The organism is Kordia sp. E (genome assembly GCF_056033805.1).
This window is the reverse complement of record NZ_JBRASR010000001.1, coordinates 49,167-67,087: the sequence shown is the minus strand read 5'-3', so window position 1 is coordinate 67,087 and position 17,921 is coordinate 49,167. Positions and strand designations below refer to the sequence as shown.

The 17,921-nt window shown below is 32.5% G+C and carries 15 protein-coding genes; 12 read left to right on the top strand and 3 right to left on the bottom strand.

The genetic code is table 11. The features are described from left to right. Positions 1-16: 16 nt before the first annotated feature. Genes ACUUYC_RS00320 through ACUUYC_RS00310 form a run of 3 tightly spaced genes read left to right on the top strand, consistent with a single transcriptional unit; the run spans position 17 to position 5,314 of the window. Complete coding sequence (locus ACUUYC_RS00320; protein ID WP_474262631.1) at positions 17-2,515, top strand: TonB-dependent siderophore receptor; 2,499 nt, start codon at positions 17-19, stop codon at positions 2,513-2,515. Positions 2,516-2,519: 4 nt separating this feature from the next. Continuing rightward, complete coding sequence (locus ACUUYC_RS00315; RefSeq protein WP_474262629.1) at positions 2,520-3,965, top strand: ABC transporter permease; 1,446 nt, start codon at positions 2,520-2,522, stop codon at positions 3,963-3,965. A 2-nt stretch (positions 3,966-3,967) separates the two neighbouring features. Then, positions 3,968-5,314, top strand: coding sequence for a DUF3526 domain-containing protein (locus ACUUYC_RS00310; RefSeq protein WP_474262627.1), 1,347 nt, complete (start codon positions 3,968-3,970; stop codon positions 5,312-5,314). 271 nt (positions 5,315-5,585) lie between these two features. On the opposite strand, the gene ACUUYC_RS00305 is transcribed toward ACUUYC_RS00310, so the two are convergent. Continuing rightward, on the bottom strand, positions 5,586-8,060 hold the full coding sequence (locus ACUUYC_RS00305) for a M14 family metallopeptidase (protein ID WP_474262625.1): 2,475 nt from the start codon (positions 8,058-8,060) through the stop codon (positions 5,586-5,588). 195 nt (positions 8,061-8,255) lie between these two features. On the opposite strand from ACUUYC_RS00305, the gene ACUUYC_RS00300 reads away from it, so the two are divergent. The 3 genes from ACUUYC_RS00300 to bshC all read left to right on the top strand — a co-directional run bounded on the left by ACUUYC_RS00300 (position 8,256) and on the right by bshC (position 11,314). After that, positions 8,256-9,086, top strand: a complete 831-nt coding sequence (locus tag ACUUYC_RS00300; protein WP_474262623.1) for a hypothetical protein — start codon at positions 8,256-8,258, stop codon at positions 9,084-9,086. Then, the gene (locus tag ACUUYC_RS00295; protein WP_474262621.1) at positions 9,076-9,531 is read left to right on the top strand and encodes a gamma-glutamylcyclotransferase family protein; all 456 of its coding nucleotides are present in this window, start codon (positions 9,076-9,078) and stop codon (positions 9,529-9,531) included. Before ACUUYC_RS00300 ends, ACUUYC_RS00295 begins: the two co-directional genes overlap by 11 nt. 175 nt (positions 9,532-9,706) lie before the next feature. After that, entirely contained in the window at positions 9,707-11,314 is a 1,608-nt protein-coding gene (gene bshC, locus ACUUYC_RS00290) for a bacillithiol biosynthesis cysteine-adding enzyme BshC (RefSeq protein ID WP_474262619.1), read from the top strand. 54 nt (positions 11,315-11,368) lie between these two features. On the opposite strand, the gene ACUUYC_RS00285 is transcribed toward bshC, so the two are convergent. Beyond that, positions 11,369-11,758, bottom strand: coding sequence for a hypothetical protein (locus ACUUYC_RS00285; protein WP_474262617.1), 390 nt, complete (start codon positions 11,756-11,758; stop codon positions 11,369-11,371). A 17-nt stretch (positions 11,759-11,775) separates the two neighbouring features. Then, complete coding sequence (locus ACUUYC_RS00280) at positions 11,776-12,732, bottom strand: hypothetical protein (RefSeq protein ID WP_474262615.1); 957 nt, start codon at positions 12,730-12,732, stop codon at positions 11,776-11,778. 196 nt (positions 12,733-12,928) lie between these two features. Here ACUUYC_RS00280 and guaA point away from each other — a divergent pair, with 196 nt between their 5' ends. The 6 genes from guaA (at position 12,929) to ACUUYC_RS00250 (ending at position 17,875) form a co-directional block, all read left to right on the top strand. Then, positions 12,929-14,464, top strand: a complete 1,536-nt coding sequence (gene guaA, locus ACUUYC_RS00275; protein ID WP_474262613.1) for a glutamine-hydrolyzing GMP synthase — start codon at positions 12,929-12,931, stop codon at positions 14,462-14,464. Between the two features lie 23 nt (positions 14,465-14,487). Continuing rightward, positions 14,488-16,404: an amino acid ABC transporter substrate-binding protein gene (locus ACUUYC_RS00270; RefSeq protein ID WP_474262611.1), complete on the top strand. Its 1,917-nt coding sequence runs from the start codon at positions 14,488-14,490 to the stop codon at positions 16,402-16,404. Between the two features lie 21 nt (positions 16,405-16,425). Beyond that, a complete protein-coding gene (locus ACUUYC_RS00265) occupies positions 16,426-16,827 on the top strand; it encodes an OsmC family protein (RefSeq protein ID WP_474262609.1) in 402 nt (133 codons plus the stop codon). Next, positions 16,828-17,370, top strand: coding sequence for a DUF922 domain-containing protein (locus ACUUYC_RS00260; protein WP_474262607.1), 543 nt, complete (start codon positions 16,828-16,830; stop codon positions 17,368-17,370). Positions 17,371-17,372: 2 nt separating this feature from the next. Continuing rightward, the gene (locus ACUUYC_RS00255; protein ID WP_474262605.1) at positions 17,373-17,612 is read left to right on the top strand and encodes a DUF3820 family protein; all 240 of its coding nucleotides are present in this window, start codon (positions 17,373-17,375) and stop codon (positions 17,610-17,612) included. 113 nt (positions 17,613-17,725) lie between these two features. Then, positions 17,726-17,875 (top strand): hypothetical protein, encoded by a 150-nt coding sequence (locus ACUUYC_RS00250; RefSeq protein ID WP_474262603.1) that lies wholly within the window; start codon positions 17,726-17,728, stop codon positions 17,873-17,875. The last annotated feature ends 46 nt before the right edge of the window (positions 17,876-17,921 follow it).

The following is a 17,921-nucleotide window of genomic DNA, read 5'->3' as shown; positions in this document are numbered from 1 at the left end:
AACTAACCCAGAAAAAATGAATTTAAAAAAGGGCGTATTCGCTATTATTTTACTAGCAATACAATTTGGATTTTCTCAGTCTAAAATAAACGGAAAAGTTTTAGATGAAAATAATGCTCCAATATTAGGCGCTAATATTATTATATCGAACGATTCACAACAAAAAAAAGGAACTACTTCTGATCTAGATGGAAACTTTAGTATTATAGTTTCAAACGCAGGAATATACAATGTACGCATCACGTATATTGGATTTAATTCCTACACACAATCTATAAATGTAGAAACAAATCAAAATATAGACTTAGGTTCTGTTACACTAAAAGCGTCTCTAGAGGCAATGCAATCAGTAGAAGTTATTGGTAGAAAACGAAATGATTACAATAGTGATTATTCGTTCTCTGCAACTAAAGTAGCTATTCAAAATAAAGAATTGCCACAGGCTGTTGCTACAGTTACCAAAGAACTCATCGCAGACCGACTGGCTTTTCAATTACCAGATGCCGTAAAAACAGTGAGTAATGTTTCAGCTACTGGATTATACAATCATTATAATATTCGTGGTATTACACAAGCTGACGATGGACAAGTACTAAACGGAATGCGTACCCGTCAATATTACTTTTTACAACCAATAACATCGCATTTAGAACGTGTAGAAGTTATCAAAGGACCATCTTCAGTTACTTTTTCTAGTGCAGATCCAGGAGGAACCGTAAATATGGTGACTAAAAAGCCATTACTTGAAAAACGTAGTGAAGTTTCTTTATCAACAGGAAGTTTTGGAACCATAAGAGCTACAGCCGATTTTACAGGACCGCTAAATGAATCCAAAACATTGCTATATCGTTTTAATGCTGCTTTTCAAGAAGCTGACTCATTTAGAGATGTTGTAAACAACAATGCACTTTTAATTGCGCCATCTTTGAGTTATATCCCTGACGAGAATACTTCATTGAATGTAGAAATGATTTATAATGATGCCGAAGGTAATTTAGATAGAGGGCAGCCAATTTTTGGTGCTATTAATGGTGAATTTGATTTGAATAGTACGCCAATTACAAGAAATGTGGGTGCCTCAAGTGACCATTACAAAAACAAAGAGTTTATTTTTATGGCGAACTTTAGTAAAAAGTTTGCTGACAACTTTGGTTTCAATGCGCAGTACATGAAACAAACTTGGGATGAAGATTTAGCCGAACATAGAGTTGACGGTACAGCGGTTGATATTGATGGAAATGTGATTCCAACGCTTGCAAGGATGCGATATGATGAAAGACAACAATTTTGGGAAACAAATAATTTCAGCACCTATTTTACATATGATATCAAAAAAGGTAACATTACGAATAAAATATTAGTTGGATATGATGCTACACGTTGGGAACGAAAAATTGGAGCTGGATTTCTACGTGCTAGAAGATATTTAACTGTTGATGGTGGTCAGTCTAATTTTGACCCAAGTAACGCAGCTAACTTTCAACAAATGACTGTAGATGGTGTAACAATGCCAGTACCTGCCGTTCCTCATTTCAATTTAGCAAACCCTTTTAACGGAGCCAGAAATACAACAGGTTACAACCTTGCCGAATTATCTATTCCTGCAAATTTAACGACTTCAAGTGGTATCTATATTCAAAACCAATTCAAGATTGGAAAATTCTCAGCCTTAGTGAATTTACGATATGAATGGTTCACAGATATTTTTAATTATGAAGGAGATGAACAAGAATTTAAAACGAGTGCTTTTGTTCCTAGAATAGGTTTAACATATGAAGTAACCAACAATATTAGTGCTTATGCTACCTATCTAGAAGGATTTCAACCACATACAAATACTGTTTCCTTATCACCAAGTGCTGAAGGTTTTTTCTGGTCTGCTTCACCAAGTAGATTTGATCCTTTAGAAAGTAGCTTAATAGAAATAGGAGCAAAAGGAGAATTCTTAAATGGAAAAATATTTGCGAATCTTGCTGTTTTTAATATCACTCAAAAAAATATTTTACTAGGAGATACTTATGATTTAGACAATTTAACAACAAGAGGAGAGCAAAGAAGTAGAGGTTTTGAAATGGATATTTCTGGGTATATATCACCAAACTTTCAACTTACAGCGTCATACGGTTTTACAGATGCTGAAATTGTAGAAGATGCTGTTGAAGATTTTGTTGGAGAACGAATTGGAGGTGCTCCAAAACACAATGCTAACTTTTGGGGTCGTTATGATTTCATGAATAAAACCTTAAAAGGTATTGGAGTTGGTTTTGGCGCTCAATATGTAGACGAAAGATTTACTTGGTATAACCCAACGTATTCCACAGATAGAGTATTATTACCAGACTACACTGTATTTGATGCTGCTGTATATTACAAACCAAATAATACAGGTATCCAATTAACACTTAAGTTAAATAATGTATTTAATAAGACGTATTGGTTAGGTGGTTTGAACCCTTCTAGACTAGGTCCAGGCGCACCAAGAAATGTATTGCTTAATGCTACTTATAAATTTTAATTAAATGCAAAGTAACGCTGTTATTTTAATTAGCAAACAGTTTTTCAAAAAGACCTTTTATACCAAAGGTCTTTTTGTGCTGTTATCACTCTTTCTTATCGTATTGGCATATGTAACCATTACAGGCTGGAATTCGTATGAAAGTCATCATCATGCTGTTGAAGATCATCAAGATGCATCGAGAGCGAGTTGGGAAAATAATCCTGATAAACATCCGCACCGAATGGCACATTTTGGCACATTTGCATTTCGTTCGCAACATCCACTAAGTATTTTTGATTCTGGAATAGAAAGTTACACAGGAAATGCTATTTTTTTAGAAGCACATCGACAGAATACTGCTAACTTTTCAGAAGCGAGTTTATCTACTGGTTTAATTCGTTTTGGAGACCTAAACATTGCCATGTTGCTTCAATTGATATTGCCTTTAATTATCTTTTTTATCGGATATGCTGCTATAACTGCTGAGAGAGAAAGCGGAACACTTAAAATTATTTACATACAAGGAACCCCATTAAAAAAAGTACTTTTAGGAAAAGCCTTGGGGTTATTTTTGGTAACGTTACTGTTTTTCGTGCCTGCTTTGATAGCTTTATGGAGTGTTTCATTCTTAGAAAATCATGCAATTAACAGTGCAATTGTTCTCAGATCTATATTGATAAGTCTTGGATACATGGTGTTTTTTATGATTTTGTGTTGCATCACAGTTATTGTATCCGCTAAAAGTGCAAACTCTAACAAAGCATTACTAAGTTTATTAGGTGGTTGGTTACTGTTCTTTATCATCATTCCAAAAACAGCACAAGTAGTTGGAAACTCTTTATATCCGAATCCATCTAAAATTGAATTCAGAGCTATTATTGAAGAAGAAGTTGTAAAACAAGGTGACAGTCATGATCCTGATGATCCGTATTTTAATTCTGTTAGAGATTCTATCTTAAAAGCCAACAATGTAACAGATGTGAACGATTTGCCTTTTAATTACAGTGGTTTTCTAATGAGTAAAGGCGAAAAACAAACTGCTATCATCTATAGTGATCAACATAAAAAATTGATTAAAACGTATGAAAATCAAAATAGTATCACTGATAATTTAGTGCTTATTAATCCGTATTTGGCAATTAAAAACTTTTCCATGAGCTTGTCGGGTACAGATTTTGATACGTATTCCAATTTCTTATCACAAACAGAAACATACAGATATGAGCAGTCTCAATATTTGAATAATCTACAAATGAAATTCATAAGTAACAAAGCAAAAAGTAGCGAAGGAAAAGTAAATGTTATCGATAGATCGTATTGGAAAAACGCACCAAAGTTCGCTTATGAATATGTAGCAGTTTCTAAAACCATTCGCAATCAAATTATCGCTTTAATAGCGCTTGTAGTTTGGCTACTGCTAACCCTAGTTATTATCACTAAGTTCTCTAACCGTTTTAAAATTATTTAGTCGTGTATCGTTTATTAATAAAGCATTTTTTTAGATCAAAAACAGTATGGTTAGCCTTTGGTATTCTTATGTTTCTTGGTGTTTTAAGTATTAGTACTGGAAAGCAATTCTTGAATCAAAAGCAAGCCGCTATTGCAAAAGTTACAGAACAACAACAGAAGCATATAGAAACCCAAACTTCTTTGCACGAAGACGATCTTGGGTTGTTACTCTATTATTTAAAGTTTTCTTTTGTCAATCCATTAAAACCCTTGGCGGGAATTTCCATGGGACAAAGTGATCTTAATACACACATACAAAATGTCAAAATCCTTAATTTGGAAGGGCAAAAATATGATACCGATTTAGTGAACCCAATGCGTTTACAAGTAGGTAATTTAGACATGAGTTTTTTGATTATTTTTCTTTTTCCGCTCGTAATTATTGCATTGAGCTTCAATATACTTTCTGAGGAAATGGAAAAAGGAACTTGGAAAATGATTACCACGCAAGGAACATCTTCTTTTCAATTCTTATTGAAAAAATTCTCTATTAGAATAGGCTTTATTTTTGTCATATTAGGAATCTTATTCTTATTGGCTAAAATTACGTTTGGTATTCCATTTACAATCGATTTTATACAAATTATTATTATAAGTTATTTATACCTCCTTTTTTGGTTTGCCGTGTGCTTTTGTGTTATTCTTTTGAGAAAATCTTCCAATACAAACGCTATATGTTTATTAGCGAGTTGGCTAGTATTAGTTGTCTTTTTACCTGTATTGGTAAACAATTATGTAGCAAATCAATATCCTGTGGATGAAGCTTTTGCAATGACCATAAAACAACGAGATGAATATCATGAAAAATGGGATACGGACAAACAAGAAACCATGGAAAAATTCTACAATCATTATCCACAATTCAGAAAGTACGAGTTGAAAGAAACTGGATTTTCATGGCTTTGGTATTATGCAATGCAACAAATGGGAGATGATGAGTCGAAAACGGAAAGGGAAGCTATGTATGCTAAAATTGAAAAAAGAGAAGCTTTAAGCATGAAAATAGCACAGTTTTTTCCGCCATTACAAGTGCAACTATCTATGAATACTATTTCGGAGACTGGCTTATCAAATCATATTGATTTCTTGAATAAAACCACAAATTTTCATGAAGATGTTCGCTTGCAGATGTATCCGAAAATTTTTGAAAATAAGCCAGCTTCTAGCGTAAATTGGAAACAATACAAACCTGTATTTTTTGAATCTGAAAATAATTTTGACATACTCAAAAATTCATTCTATTTACTTTTATTGACTTTGATTTTAATTGGCTTTGGAATTTTTAGAAACCTAAAGCATTTTAGTTAATAGGTTACTAAAAATAGCCTATTTGTATTTACTGCAATGAAATTATAAATGCTAAATGTTGAATTTTAAATGTAAAAATATTCTTTAATAACGATAGGTAGACAAACAAATAAATCAGCAAATACACAAGTTTGAAGTTTATGTGTTTATAAGTTTAAGTTCCTTGAGAAACTAACAAATTGACAAATCAACAAATACACAAAAAAACATTGAGCCAAGCGAAAAAAATCTAAAAGCGTCTCAGCACGGTCTAAAAGCAAAGCAATCTAATCTACAGCTCAAAACTGTTATTATTTACCAAGAAAATTGCATTGGCAAAAAACAGTTTTCCGTTTTCCCAAAAAGCTCTAAACATAGGATTGTCTACCATGTAAATCATGCTTCCGTTACCAATTCTATATTCTCCAAAAACCAATGTGTTTTTAATGTTTTTAATTGCTTTATGTCCTGCAAAACCAGAAAAAGGAGTGTTGTTTTCCAAATAAGAAACGGTATATCCTTTATCTAAATAATTATAAGCAGTACTCCCTAATTTTAGTGTAAAGTATGAATCGCCATATCCAAAAGCTAACGGATGTGTATTGTCTACTTTTGTTTTAAAAATTGCACCAGTAATATAATTGGAAACATTTTCACGTTCACTTTTTGCATAAGTTGTGATGCTGTTTTTATCTTCTTCATCTTTCTTTTCTTTTTTAGTCAAGCCAAAATCATCTTTTCCAGCAAATGTGCTTAATGAACTTCCAATAGCAATCACTTTTCCACCACGAGAAATCCAATTCTTTAATAATTTTAATTCATCTTCATCAAACAAAGAAGTGTAGTTCCCATTTGGTAAAATCAAAATATTAAATGAATTCAATGTGCTTGCTGAAAAATTAGTTGAATTTACATTCGTTACGGGAAACTTTAATTCTTGCTCAAAGAAATACCAAAGTTCACCAAATCCTAATGAACTTGTGGCTTTTCCAGATAGTATAGCAACTTTTGGCATTTTAATTTCTTTCACATCTGGTGAGCCAAAATCAACTCCACTATCTGAAAATCCTGAAGCAAGACTTGAAAGTGTTATTTCGTTTGTGTTTGCTAAATCTGTTACTTTCTTATGAAAGTCTTCAATATATTTGTTATCACTTTGAGTAATAATTAACGAACCACGATTAAAAGTATTTCCACCAGAAGTAAATGCTTTTTCTGTAAAGCGCACACGAATTCCTTTCTGTAAAAGCGTACTTAAAAAAGCTGCATCTTTTACCGTATTCCAACGTGCAACATACGCAGAAGAATTATTATTATGAAATTCAATTAAATGCTCTTTTTTATCTGTATTAGGAGTAATCAAAGTTTTAGAAGCAACAGTTTTCAAACCATACGCATACGGAATGCTCCAGGCAGTAATATCATAGGTTAGTGAATCGCTCAATTTTGCATTGGGTTCAAACAATACTTTGACCATTTTTGCTTTTGGCTGATTTGTACTTACAACTAAAGCATTTGATACATTGCTAGATTTTTGTTTTCCACTTTCATAATCAAATCCTTTTACAGTCTTATCAGTTGCGAAACCATACTTGATTTCATGTCTGTCCAAAAGTTTAGCTAACTTTTTGATTCTATCTGTGTTTCCTTCCAACACATAACTTTTATAGGTAAAATTTTTGTCGCTAAAGAATTTCTTGAACTCAGTATTTAATTTATCAGCATTCTTTGAAGAAATCTCTACAGTAGACATTCCTGTTGTATGATGATGTGCAATTCTAGCTTTCAACGTTAACAAATCGCCTTCATCATTTATAATTCCTAAACCAGCTCTTCCGTGTCCAGCTTGTTCATAGGTCATTCCAATTGCACCATTAAAAGTAGGATACGTATCTCCATAACTAGGATAAAACAAATCAAAACGTTCGCGAGTAAAATATAACCAACCTTCTTTATCAAAATATCCTGCATGATTTTTTCCTATTTGCGTTTGAAAATCGCGTTGCCAATCGGTAATTACTTCGTGAAAAGGTTCTGCGGCTGGTGCAAAATAATACGGTTCATTAATTCCTTGTTCATGAAAATCTACATGAATATGTGGCAACCATTTATTATAAACTTTTAAACGTTGACGTGTTTCCACTTGCGTTGCCCAAGCCCAATCTCTATTCAAATCAAACAAATAATGATTTGGTCTTCCACCTGGCCAAGGCTCGTTGTGTTCTTTTGCTTTTTGATGTGAATTAAAAGGAACGCTTGCTACTTGATTGTACCAATTTACATATCTATCGCGTCCATCAGGATTAATACATGGATCTATAATAACAACTGTATTCGCTAACCAAGCTTTCTTTTTTGTAATCAATTCATAAATCGTTTGCATAGAAGCTTCTGTACTTGACGATTCGTTTCCGTGTACATTATAACTTAACCAAACAACGGCTTTTTTTGCTGTAGCTGAAGTAGTTCCAATTCCTGCATTTGCCAAATGATTTTTACGAATGCTTTCTAAACTCACTAAATTTTCAGCAGTCGAGACATAGGCAACTTGCAACAAGCGATGTTCGTTTGTTTTACCATATTCTTCTAACTGAATCATATCAGAAGTTTTCGCTAGGTATTGATAATAGTCAACAACTTGAAAATGATTTGTAAAACGTGTACCTAATTCGTACCCTAAAAATTCTTGTGGAGATTGGATGTTTTGTGCAAAAACGGTACTAGAAAAAATAAAAAATGAAAGTAAGCTAAGAATATGTCGTCTCATTATAAATGATAAGTTAGATAAACATCAAAGCTAACTAAATAATTTCAATTGCCTAAATGTGAATATTATAAATTTATAGGTCGCATCTGAGTTATTTTGAAAAAAACAGAAATCAAATTTTATATTTTGTAGTCTTATTCTTTTATTATTATATGTAATTTCATATTTTTATTTAACATTCAAAACAAAATTTTCATGAACTTTCAATCTAGTCTAGCAAAAAGAGTTAATTATCTGGCTTATATTATTGTTCTTCTTGTATCTGTGATATTGATTTTGATATCTAAAAGAGAAGATTTAGGTGAATTTAAAACCTACGAAGATTTCTTTTTCAATATAGGAATTGGACTGTTTGTTGCTTCAATCTTATTTTTTATGTTGATTACAATTATAGCACCTAATGAAGCTGAAGAAGAAAGAAATAAAAAACTAGATGCCTTTTTATCTAGAAACTCTCAAAAGCAATATAGTACAGTTTTCGTAGAAAATAAGGAAGAGGATTTTAAAGAGAACCTATATAAGTTTTTCACAAATAAGATCAGAAATGCTAAAGAGGATATTTATTTTTCTGGGGATGGTTTTAGTGGTTCTGATAGCGAAAAATTTGCTGGGATGTTTTCAGCTTCTTGTTATTATGCATTGAAGAAGGATGTACACATCACTAGACTACAAACAACTGAGAATATTTGTGAATATTGGGCGGAATGCTTAAAAGATTTAATGAGGTTTGAAAAATTTGAACTATTTTTAAAAAAAGGAAGTTGGACCCACGGCTCAATCTGTTGTGTAGATCCTTTTGATGAAATTAATAATGTTTCGGAATATATGTTAGAAGTTGATAGATTGAAAAAAAATAAAGCAACTAAAAAAGCGAGCATAGCTGTTTTTATTGAAAAAAACACTTCCTTATCTAGAGACATAAGTAATATAATTCAAAATTATACAAGTAATAATGAATTTGCTCAGCGAGTTACAATTGAAAATTTTGATGCAATTATGAATATAACCGATACAGATGACTTATAATATTTACTTCTCTTTTGGTTCAAATATGTCAGAAGAACGACTTAAAGAGCGATGCGATTCAGCTGTTAGACTAGATACTTATGGAATTTTGAATGATTACAGACTAGTTTTTAATAGAAAAGGTGATTATGAAAATGGAGGAGTTGCAAGTATCATTCCTTCTAATGATGATGTGGTATTTGGTGCAATATTTTTGATTAGTAACGAAGATCTACAAAAGCTAGATAAGATAGAGAGTCCTAATGGTGATAGTTACTATAGAGAATCTATCAAAGTGAAAACAAAAACTAACTTATTATTAGAGTGCCATACTTATATATCGTACCCAAATGGAAGCTTCAAGCCAACTAAAAAATATTTGAATTGGATTATTACAGGAGCACAAGAAATTGAATTACCAACCGAATATATAAACAAACTCAAAAGTATTTCTACAAATGATTAATTTTAATTTGGTTCGTGAAAATTTATTATCTCAACAATAACGTTACTATTCGCTGTAGTTTGATATAAAAGTTGATGAATATAATTTTTGAAAAAGAATATCTTAACGAAATTTTGAGAAAATTCCATTTCAAATAACTTTATCTTTGCAACTTTAAAATCCTGACGACCAAACTATGCCAACTGAATGTATTCCTTATAGTGAAACTGGATATTTTTCTACGCTAATGTGCGATTACTTAGCAGAAAAATCAACGCTTAAACCATTTTACAATCGTTTTCCGAAATTAGAGAATTTTGAAGCGCAAATTCAAGAAAAACAGCAATCTAGCTTAACGGATGCTTCACAAAGAGCCGTTTTAGTAAAAGCTTTACAAAGTCAATATGCCAACGTAGATGCTTCAGAAAGTACACTTAAAAATATTCAAAAACTAGCTTCTGAAAACACATTCACAATTACAACAGGGCATCAATTGAACCTGTTTACAGGACCATTATATTTTCTATATAAAATTATTTCAACCATAAATCTTGCAACAACATTAAAAGAAAAACATCCTAGCTATGAATTTGTGCCTATCTATTGGATGGCTTCAGAAGATCATGATTTTGATGAAATAAGTTTCTTTAACTACAAAGGGAAAAAAGTAAATTGGAATCGTGAAGCAAGTGGTGCCGTTGGTGAATTATCTACGGAAGGATTAAAAGAAGTTTTTGAAACGTTTTCTAAAGAATTAGGAAACAGTAAGAACGCAAAACAATTACAATCACTTTTTGAAAAAGGATATGTAAAGCATGATAATCTGACAGATGCAACACGTTATATTGCTAATGAATTATTCAAAGAATACGGTTTGGTTATTGTGGATGGAAACGATAAAGCATTAAAGCAATTATTTGTTCCATTTGTTGAAAATGAATTATTTAAACAGACTGCTTTTAAGGAAGTTTCAGCAACAGCGAACAAATTAACGGAAGCTGGCGATTCATATAAAATTCAGGTAAATCCACGAGAAATAAATCTATTCTATATTGTAGAAGGAATTCGCGAACGTATCATTGAAAAAAATGGTGTTTTTACGGTTAATAACACTTCCGTGAGATGGAACAAAGACGAAATTCAACAGGAAGTTCAACAATTTCCTGAACGTTTCTCACCAAATGCACTTTTACGCCCGTTGTATCAAGAAATCATTTTGCCAAACCTGTGTTATATTGGTGGTGGTGGAGAATTGGCATATTGGTTTGAACTTAAATCATACTTTGAAGCCGTAAATGTTACGTTTCCAATGATTTTACTTAGAAATTCTGCAGTTGTGAAAACGGCAAAGCAATCGGAGAAGATGGGAAAATTAAACATCACAAATCGTGACTTATTCTTAAAAAGAGAAGCGTTTGTTACTCAAAAAGTAAAAGAACTAAGTGCTGTTGAAATAGATTTTACTATACAAAAAGAACATTTACAACAACAATTCAAAGACTTGTACAAACTAGCAGAACAAACAGATAAATCGTTTATTGGCGCAGTTGCTGCACAAGAAAAAAAGCAGCTCAACGGAATTAAGCATCTTGAAAAACGTTTATTAACAGCTCAGAAAAAAGGACTAAAAGACAAAATTTCAAGAAGTACAGAGTTGCAAGAATTATTATTTCCTGGAAACTCTTTGCAAGAGCGTAAGCAAAACTTCTCTGAATTGTATTTAGAATATGGCGAAACTTTAATTCCAACTTTAGTGGAACACTTGCAACCGTTATCGGGAGAATTTTTGGTTTTAGAACTATAAAAAAGACCGAAATCACTTCCGGTCTTTTCTTTAAAATTTAATTAAGTTTTTATTTTAAGCGTTTTCATACATTTGATTAAATCGTAAATAACCCAAGGATTGTATAATGCGCAATAGTCTTATATGAGCTAAAAACAAACCAACGAGTTTTCCTAAAATTGCAAAGCCTACAATAGTTGCTAAAACAATTTTTATTGAAATTGGGATCTCAAAAATAAATGTATATGTCAAATACAGAAGTGTGCATAAAATTCCAATACCAACAAAGTAACTTCCTGTGGTACAACCACAACTAAAATATTCTTTGTTTACAAGCTTTTCCCAAACCTTATTTTCAGAATTGTTCAAGTATGGTAAATTCAATTCAATTTTTCTAAAGTTTTTTATAATGGATTTCAATTCATGAAGTTGTTCAGCGGAATTGATAGAAATTTCTTTTTTCATCTTTCAATAATTTAAAATTATAAATACACACAATGTCTACTAGAACGTACTACAGAAACTTGCCAATTGGTCAATGTTTGCGGAACTGAAAGTACAATTGGCGCCATCATGTTATTTGGATCATCATCACGATGTTGTAAAAAACAGGCATGTCCCATTTCATGAACAATCATATTATCTTGTGTTTGTGCTTCCGTTAATATGTAGTTTGTTGTAGGTCCCATGCTACATCCACCTGTACGACCAGGTGTTACATCATCAACTACAAAAGCAATAATTTCTGCTCCATAGCCTGAAACGCGTCGCCAGCCATCTTCAAACTTGCATAAAGAAGTTGCAAACTCAAAAAACGAACCTTGTAATAAAAAATCTCTAAAAAACCCTTCTGCATTACATGCATAATTAAATGGATTACTTGGTGCGTTTACACCAGAATTACAAGCGCCTGTATATATTAGGTTAATGTTGCACAAACGATCCATATGTTCAATTGCCGCGTCAATTTGTGGTTGTAAATCCGCTTCTGTTGCAATAGGAACACCATCATGCGTTGGAATAATTAATCCAAAATACATTTTTTTACGCGGTTGAAATCCTGCCAGACTTACTAAGAAATCGACCAATCCAACAATACGCCATATAATTTCGGTAACCCAATTTAAAATGGTTCGTATAATTCCGCCAATAATAGGAATGCTCATCACCAATGTGACTATAAACGCAATGACATCTAAAATAGCAGATATAATTTCACAGATAATCCGCGTGACCCATTTGCCAATAATGACGACGACAACGCGTATTACTTTTACAAGCACAAGCGCCATCCAACAGAATAATTTATTCAAACAAAGTGTCCACCAATTACAAGGTTCTTCCCGACATCTTTCTTCTTGTCGTTCTTCCCATTCTTCCATGCGTTGTTCTACTTCTTCTTCAATCCATTCCTGTACTTCTCTACAAACTCTTCCCATGATTTTTGATTTTATCACAAAATTAAATTCATAAAACAAAACAAGTAAGAGTGTAACTCCTTGATTATCATTAGGAAAAACACTGTTTTTAACTTAAGCTCTGCTTTAAAAAGTATTAACAATTGAGTGTGGAAACTTTTAGAAAAAATCTTAAAAGTGTATATGAAAAAATAAAATCTAAATACTACTTTTGCGTATGCAACACGACAAGGTATTAATAGTAGACTTCGGATCGCAATACACACAACTAATTGCGCGCAGAGTTCGAGAATTGAACATCTATTCCGAGATTCATCCATTCAACAAAATTCCAACAAACGTAGACGATTATAAAGCGGTAATTCTTTCAGGAAGCCCAATGTCTGTACGTTCTGAAAACGCTTTTCATCCAGATTTAAAAGGGATTCGAGGTGAAAAGCCAATGTTAGGTGTTTGTTATGGTGCACAATATTTAGCGCACTTTTCTGGTGGAGAAGTTGCCGAATCAAACACACGTGAGTATGGTAGAGCTAACTTAAGTTTCGTGGAAGAAAACGAACCTTTCTTAGCAGGGATTTCTGCGGGAAGCCAAGTTTGGATGAGTCATAGTGATACCATTAAAAGTTTGCCAACAAATGGAAAGCTATTAGCAAGTACACATGATGTTAAAAATGCAGCTTATAAAATAGAAGGAGAGACTACTTATGCGATACAATTTCATCCAGAAGTATATCATTCCACAGATGGAAAACAATTGCTTGAAAATTTCTTAGTAAACATTGCAAATGTGAATCCAGATTGGACACCAAACGCTTTTGTTGGAGAAACAGTTGAAGCATTAAAAGCACAAATTGGTAACGACAAAGTAGTATTAGGATTATCAGGTGGAGTTGATTCAAGTGTAGCAGCCATGTTATTACACAAAGCTATTGGAGAAAACTTATACTGCATCTTTGTAAACAACGGTTTATTACGTAAAAACGAGTTTACTAGCGTCCTTGAACAATACGAAGGTATGGGACTCAATGTAAAAGGAGTTGACGCTTCGGCACGCTTTTTGGATGCGCTAGCAGGATTGAGTGATCCAGAAGAAAAGCGAAAAGCTATTGGACGTGTATTTATTGAAGTATTTGATGATGAAGCAACACAAATACAAGATGTAACTTGGTTAGCGCAAGGAACAATTTATCCTGATGTGATAGAAAGCGTAAGTGCAACAGGCGGACCAAGCGCTACGATAAAAAGTCATCACAATGTTGGAGGTTTACCAGATTTCATGAAATTGAAAATCGTTGAACCATTAAAAGCATTGTTTAAAGATGAGGTACGTAGAGTTGGTGCTTCTATGGGAATGGACAAAAACTTATTAGGTCGTCATCCATTTCCAGGACCAGGATTGGCAATCAGGATTTTGGGAGATATCACTGCTGAAAAAGTTCGTATCTTACAAGAAGTTGATGCTGTATTTATTGATGGATTACGCAGTTGGGATTTATATGATAAAGTATGGCAAGCTGGCGCAATTCTTTTACCAGTAAACTCTGTTGGAGTTATGGGAGATGAGCGTACTTATGAAAAAGTAGTTGCCTTACGTGCCGTAGAAAGCACCGATGGAATGACGGCAGATTGGGTAGATTTACCTTATAAATTTTTGCAAAAAGTATCCAACGATATAATAAACAAAGTAAAAGGCGTTAATAGAGTAGTGTATGACATTAGTTCAAAGCCGCCAGCTACCATAGAATGGGAATAATAAAAAGTAAAATAAGACAAAGAATGAATAAGTTGTTAGGATTTTTATTGGTAATCTTATTGTCTAGTTGTGTCGCAACAGCACAACAGTACAAAAGTCATACTGTAGAAAGAGGTGAAACGATAGAAAGTATAGCCAAAGAATATAAAGTTACACCAGAAGATATCATCAAACTAAATCCTGAAGCACGACGCGGCGTTCGTCGTAATAATGTATTAGTTATTCCTTCAAAGTCGCTCAAAGTTGCCAAAGATGTTGATGTAACGTTTACGAATCATAAAGTAAGAAGAAAAGAAACCTTATACAGTATTTCTAAAAAATATGGTGTAACGGTTGATGACATCAAAAAATATAATGAAAAAGTTGCCAAAGAAGGATTAAAAAAAGGAGATCGTATTGCTATTCCAAAATTTATAAAGAAGCCTACGGAAGTCGTTACAACTGAACCAGTTGATGAGAAAGATGAAAAAAGCGAAGAAGTAACAGCAGATGTATATATTGTAAAAGCAAAAGAAACGAAATGGGGAATTGCACATAGTTATGGATTAACAATTGAAGAATTAGAAGATTTAAATCCTGAAATAAAAGACGGATTAAAAATTGGACAAGAAATAAAATTACCAAAACTTGAAGTAAAACCTGAAGTAGCCAGTAGTGAACAATTTGCTTTTTATAATGTAAAGTCAAAACAAACAATATATACGTTGACACGTAAATTGGGAGTTTCTGAAGATGAATTAATTCACCTAAATCCAGCATTGAAAGACGGTCTTAAAGCTGGAATGGTTTTAAAATTACCTGTAACAAAAACAGAATCAATGGAAGTCGTTGATGCTGAAATTGTAGACAAGTTTAGTTTTCTTGAAAATGCAGACACAGAAAATGTATCAAACATAGTATTGATGTTACCATTCAAGCTAAATGAAATAGACATTGATTCGGTAAGTAAAACAAAAGAAAAACTACGAAAAGATAGATTCTTAGGATATGCTACTGAGTTTTATACAGGTTCATTAATGGCATTAGATTCTATCAAAAAACTTGGTTTCTCTGTAAATGTAAAAGTATTAGATACACAAGGAAAAACATCGACAACAAGAAGTTTAGTAGAGAATAATGATTTTTCAGATGTACATGCGGTTATAGGTCCACTATTACCAAACAACATTGAAGTTGTTGCTAGTGAGTTAAAATCTGACGGAATTCCAGTAATATCTCCATTAACAAAAAAGGAAGTAAAGTATAAAAACGTATATCAAACGATTCCATCAAAAGATGTTTTGGAAAAGAAAATGCTTGAGTTTTTAGAAAAGAATGGTGCAGATAGAAATGTAATTATTATTGCAGATAAAGACAAAGCTGCGATTAAAGCAAAATTAAAATCAATTTTACCAACGGCTTCTGAAATCGTTCCAGAAAAAGGAAACTATATCAAGCCAGATATCATAAAACCATTGCTAAAAGAAGGAGAAGACAATTGGGTGATTTTAGAAACAGAAGACCTATCGTTATTGGCAAATGTGACATCAGTATTGAATTCATACACAACTGAAAAAGCAAAAATTGTATTATTGACAACAGATAGAAATAGTCAATATGATAAATCGGATAATATTTATAACAGTCATTTAGCAAATCTTAGCTTTCATTATCCATCTATAGACAAACCTTCTTCGTACGACAATGTGTTTAATAAACGCTACGAAAAAAAATATAAAATATCTCCAAGTAAAATTGCAACACGTGGTTTTGACGTAACGTTTGATATCTTATTGCGTTTGGCATACGATCAAAACTTAGCAAAAAGTGTGCGTGCAGGTGCAGAGACAAATTATGTTGAAAACAAATTTGATTACTCTAAAAAAATGTTTGGTGGATTTTTCAATAAAGGAATTTACATTGTAAAATACGAAGGATTAGAAATAAAAGAAGCTAAATAACTACAATATAGACATATACATATGACTTCAAAAGTAACTTACAAAGGAAATCTTAGAACGGTTTCACAACACATAAAATCTGGAAATGAATTCATTACAGATGCACCAACAGACAATAATGGGAAAGGAGAAGCGTTCTCTCCTACAGATACTGTTGCGACAGGACTCGCAAGTTGTATGTTGACAGTAATGGGCATAAAAGCGGAACAAATGGATGTAGATATGGAAGGTACTACAGCAGAAGTTACCAAAACAATGGCATCAAATCCGAGACGAATCTCTAAAATTGAAGTAAAAATATCACTTCCTTTTGAAGCAGATGACAAAACCAAAAAAATACTAGAAAACACAGCAAATACATGTCCTGTTCATTACAGTCTTCATCCAGATATTGAAAAGATTGTTGAATTTTATTGGAAATAAATGTATAAACTTTTAGGTGTACTTTGTCTCTTTTTATGTGTACAAAGTGAAGAAACTATCGATTGGAACGGAAAAACAAAATTGCATTGGGGAAACTTTGAAGCTACCCCAGAAGAAGATACAGATGCTGTGGCGATTACAGCTTCTGGTATTACGTATGGTTTTAGATCAAAAACGTACTCTAATAGTTCAAAAATAGAATATACAACTTCAGTTTTGGCACAATTCTATCCAGAGAAATCTTGGTATCTAAAAGGACGTGTAAATGATACTGTTTTAGGACATGAACAATTACACTTTGATATCACAGAATTACATGCACGAAAATTTCGAAAGCGCATCAAAGAAGTGAAATTAACAAAAAACATTAAAGAAGAAATTTCTAAAATCTATGCAGAAATCAACCAAAGTTTACAACAAATGCAAAATGCATATGACAATGGTTCAGATTACTCTAGAGATTATGAAGGACAAATAGCATGGCAAAAACGTATTGCGAAAGAACTTAAAAAATACAAAAAGTACGAATTGCCAGTAAAATAATTATGACTCATCTTCCTAGTAAAGAAACACAACAAAAACTCCTTGTAGAATTGGCGCATGCAAAAATGCCATTTGGAAAACACAAAGGAAAATATCTCATTAACATTCCTGAAAGATATCTACTCTGGTACCGTCAAAAAGGATTTCCAAAAGGAAAACTTGGTCAACAATTAGCTCAAATTCTTGATATCAAAATAAATGGGTTAGAACCGCTTATTTATAATATTCAACGACAATTCTGATAAAGTGAAAAAGCAAGTGTCTCATTTATAAATGGGCATATGTAGTGGTGAAAACGTTGCCCTTTTTATGATGTTTTGCTATACTTTTATGATATAATCAATACTTTAGTATCATGAAAAAAAAGAGTATTAGTAGTTTAGTATTAAACAAAAAATCAATTTCAAATTTAGAGCAAGAAAAGCAATTAAAAGGAGGAGCGACAAGAGGATGTACTCATCTTCCAACCTGTTATTGGGGAATGTGTGCTCCAACTGATGATTAAAAAACAGACATGTTTAATAATTTAAAAGCAAACAAAAGTTCAGTTA

What these genes read in the sequence shown, in the direction of transcription:
- ACUUYC_RS00320 (WP_474262631.1), top strand. Translation starts at nt 17, where the DNA reads ATGAATTTAAAAAAGGGCGTATTCGCTATTATTTTACTAGCAATACAA.
- ACUUYC_RS00315 (WP_474262629.1), top strand. Translation starts at nt 2,520, where the DNA reads ATGCAAAGTAACGCTGTTATTTTAATTAGCAAACAGTTTTTCAAAAAG.
- ACUUYC_RS00305 (WP_474262625.1), bottom strand. Translation starts at nt 8,060, where the DNA reads ATGAGACGACATATTCTTAGCTTACTTTCATTTTTTATTTTTTCTAGT.
- ACUUYC_RS00300 (WP_474262623.1), top strand. Translation starts at nt 8,256, where the DNA reads ATGAACTTTCAATCTAGTCTAGCAAAAAGAGTTAATTATCTGGCTTAT.
- ACUUYC_RS00295 (WP_474262621.1), top strand. Translation starts at nt 9,076, where the DNA reads ATGACTTATAATATTTACTTCTCTTTTGGTTCAAATATGTCAGAAGAA.
- bshC (WP_474262619.1), top strand. Translation starts at nt 9,707, where the DNA reads ATGCCAACTGAATGTATTCCTTATAGTGAAACTGGATATTTTTCTACG.
- ACUUYC_RS00285 (WP_474262617.1), bottom strand. Translation starts at nt 11,758, where the DNA reads ATGAAAAAAGAAATTTCTATCAATTCCGCTGAACAACTTCATGAATTG.
- ACUUYC_RS00280 (WP_474262615.1), bottom strand. Translation starts at nt 12,732, where the DNA reads ATGGGAAGAGTTTGTAGAGAAGTACAGGAATGGATTGAAGAAGAAGTA.
- guaA (WP_474262613.1), top strand. Translation starts at nt 12,929, where the DNA reads ATGCAACACGACAAGGTATTAATAGTAGACTTCGGATCGCAATACACA.
- ACUUYC_RS00270 (WP_474262611.1), top strand. Translation starts at nt 14,488, where the DNA reads ATGAATAAGTTGTTAGGATTTTTATTGGTAATCTTATTGTCTAGTTGT.
- ACUUYC_RS00265 (WP_474262609.1), top strand. Translation starts at nt 16,426, where the DNA reads ATGACTTCAAAAGTAACTTACAAAGGAAATCTTAGAACGGTTTCACAA.
- ACUUYC_RS00260 (WP_474262607.1), top strand. Translation starts at nt 16,828, where the DNA reads ATGTATAAACTTTTAGGTGTACTTTGTCTCTTTTTATGTGTACAAAGT.
- ACUUYC_RS00255 (WP_474262605.1), top strand. Translation starts at nt 17,373, where the DNA reads ATGACTCATCTTCCTAGTAAAGAAACACAACAAAAACTCCTTGTAGAA.
- ACUUYC_RS00250 (WP_474262603.1), top strand. Translation starts at nt 17,726, where the DNA reads ATGAAAAAAAAGAGTATTAGTAGTTTAGTATTAAACAAAAAATCAATT.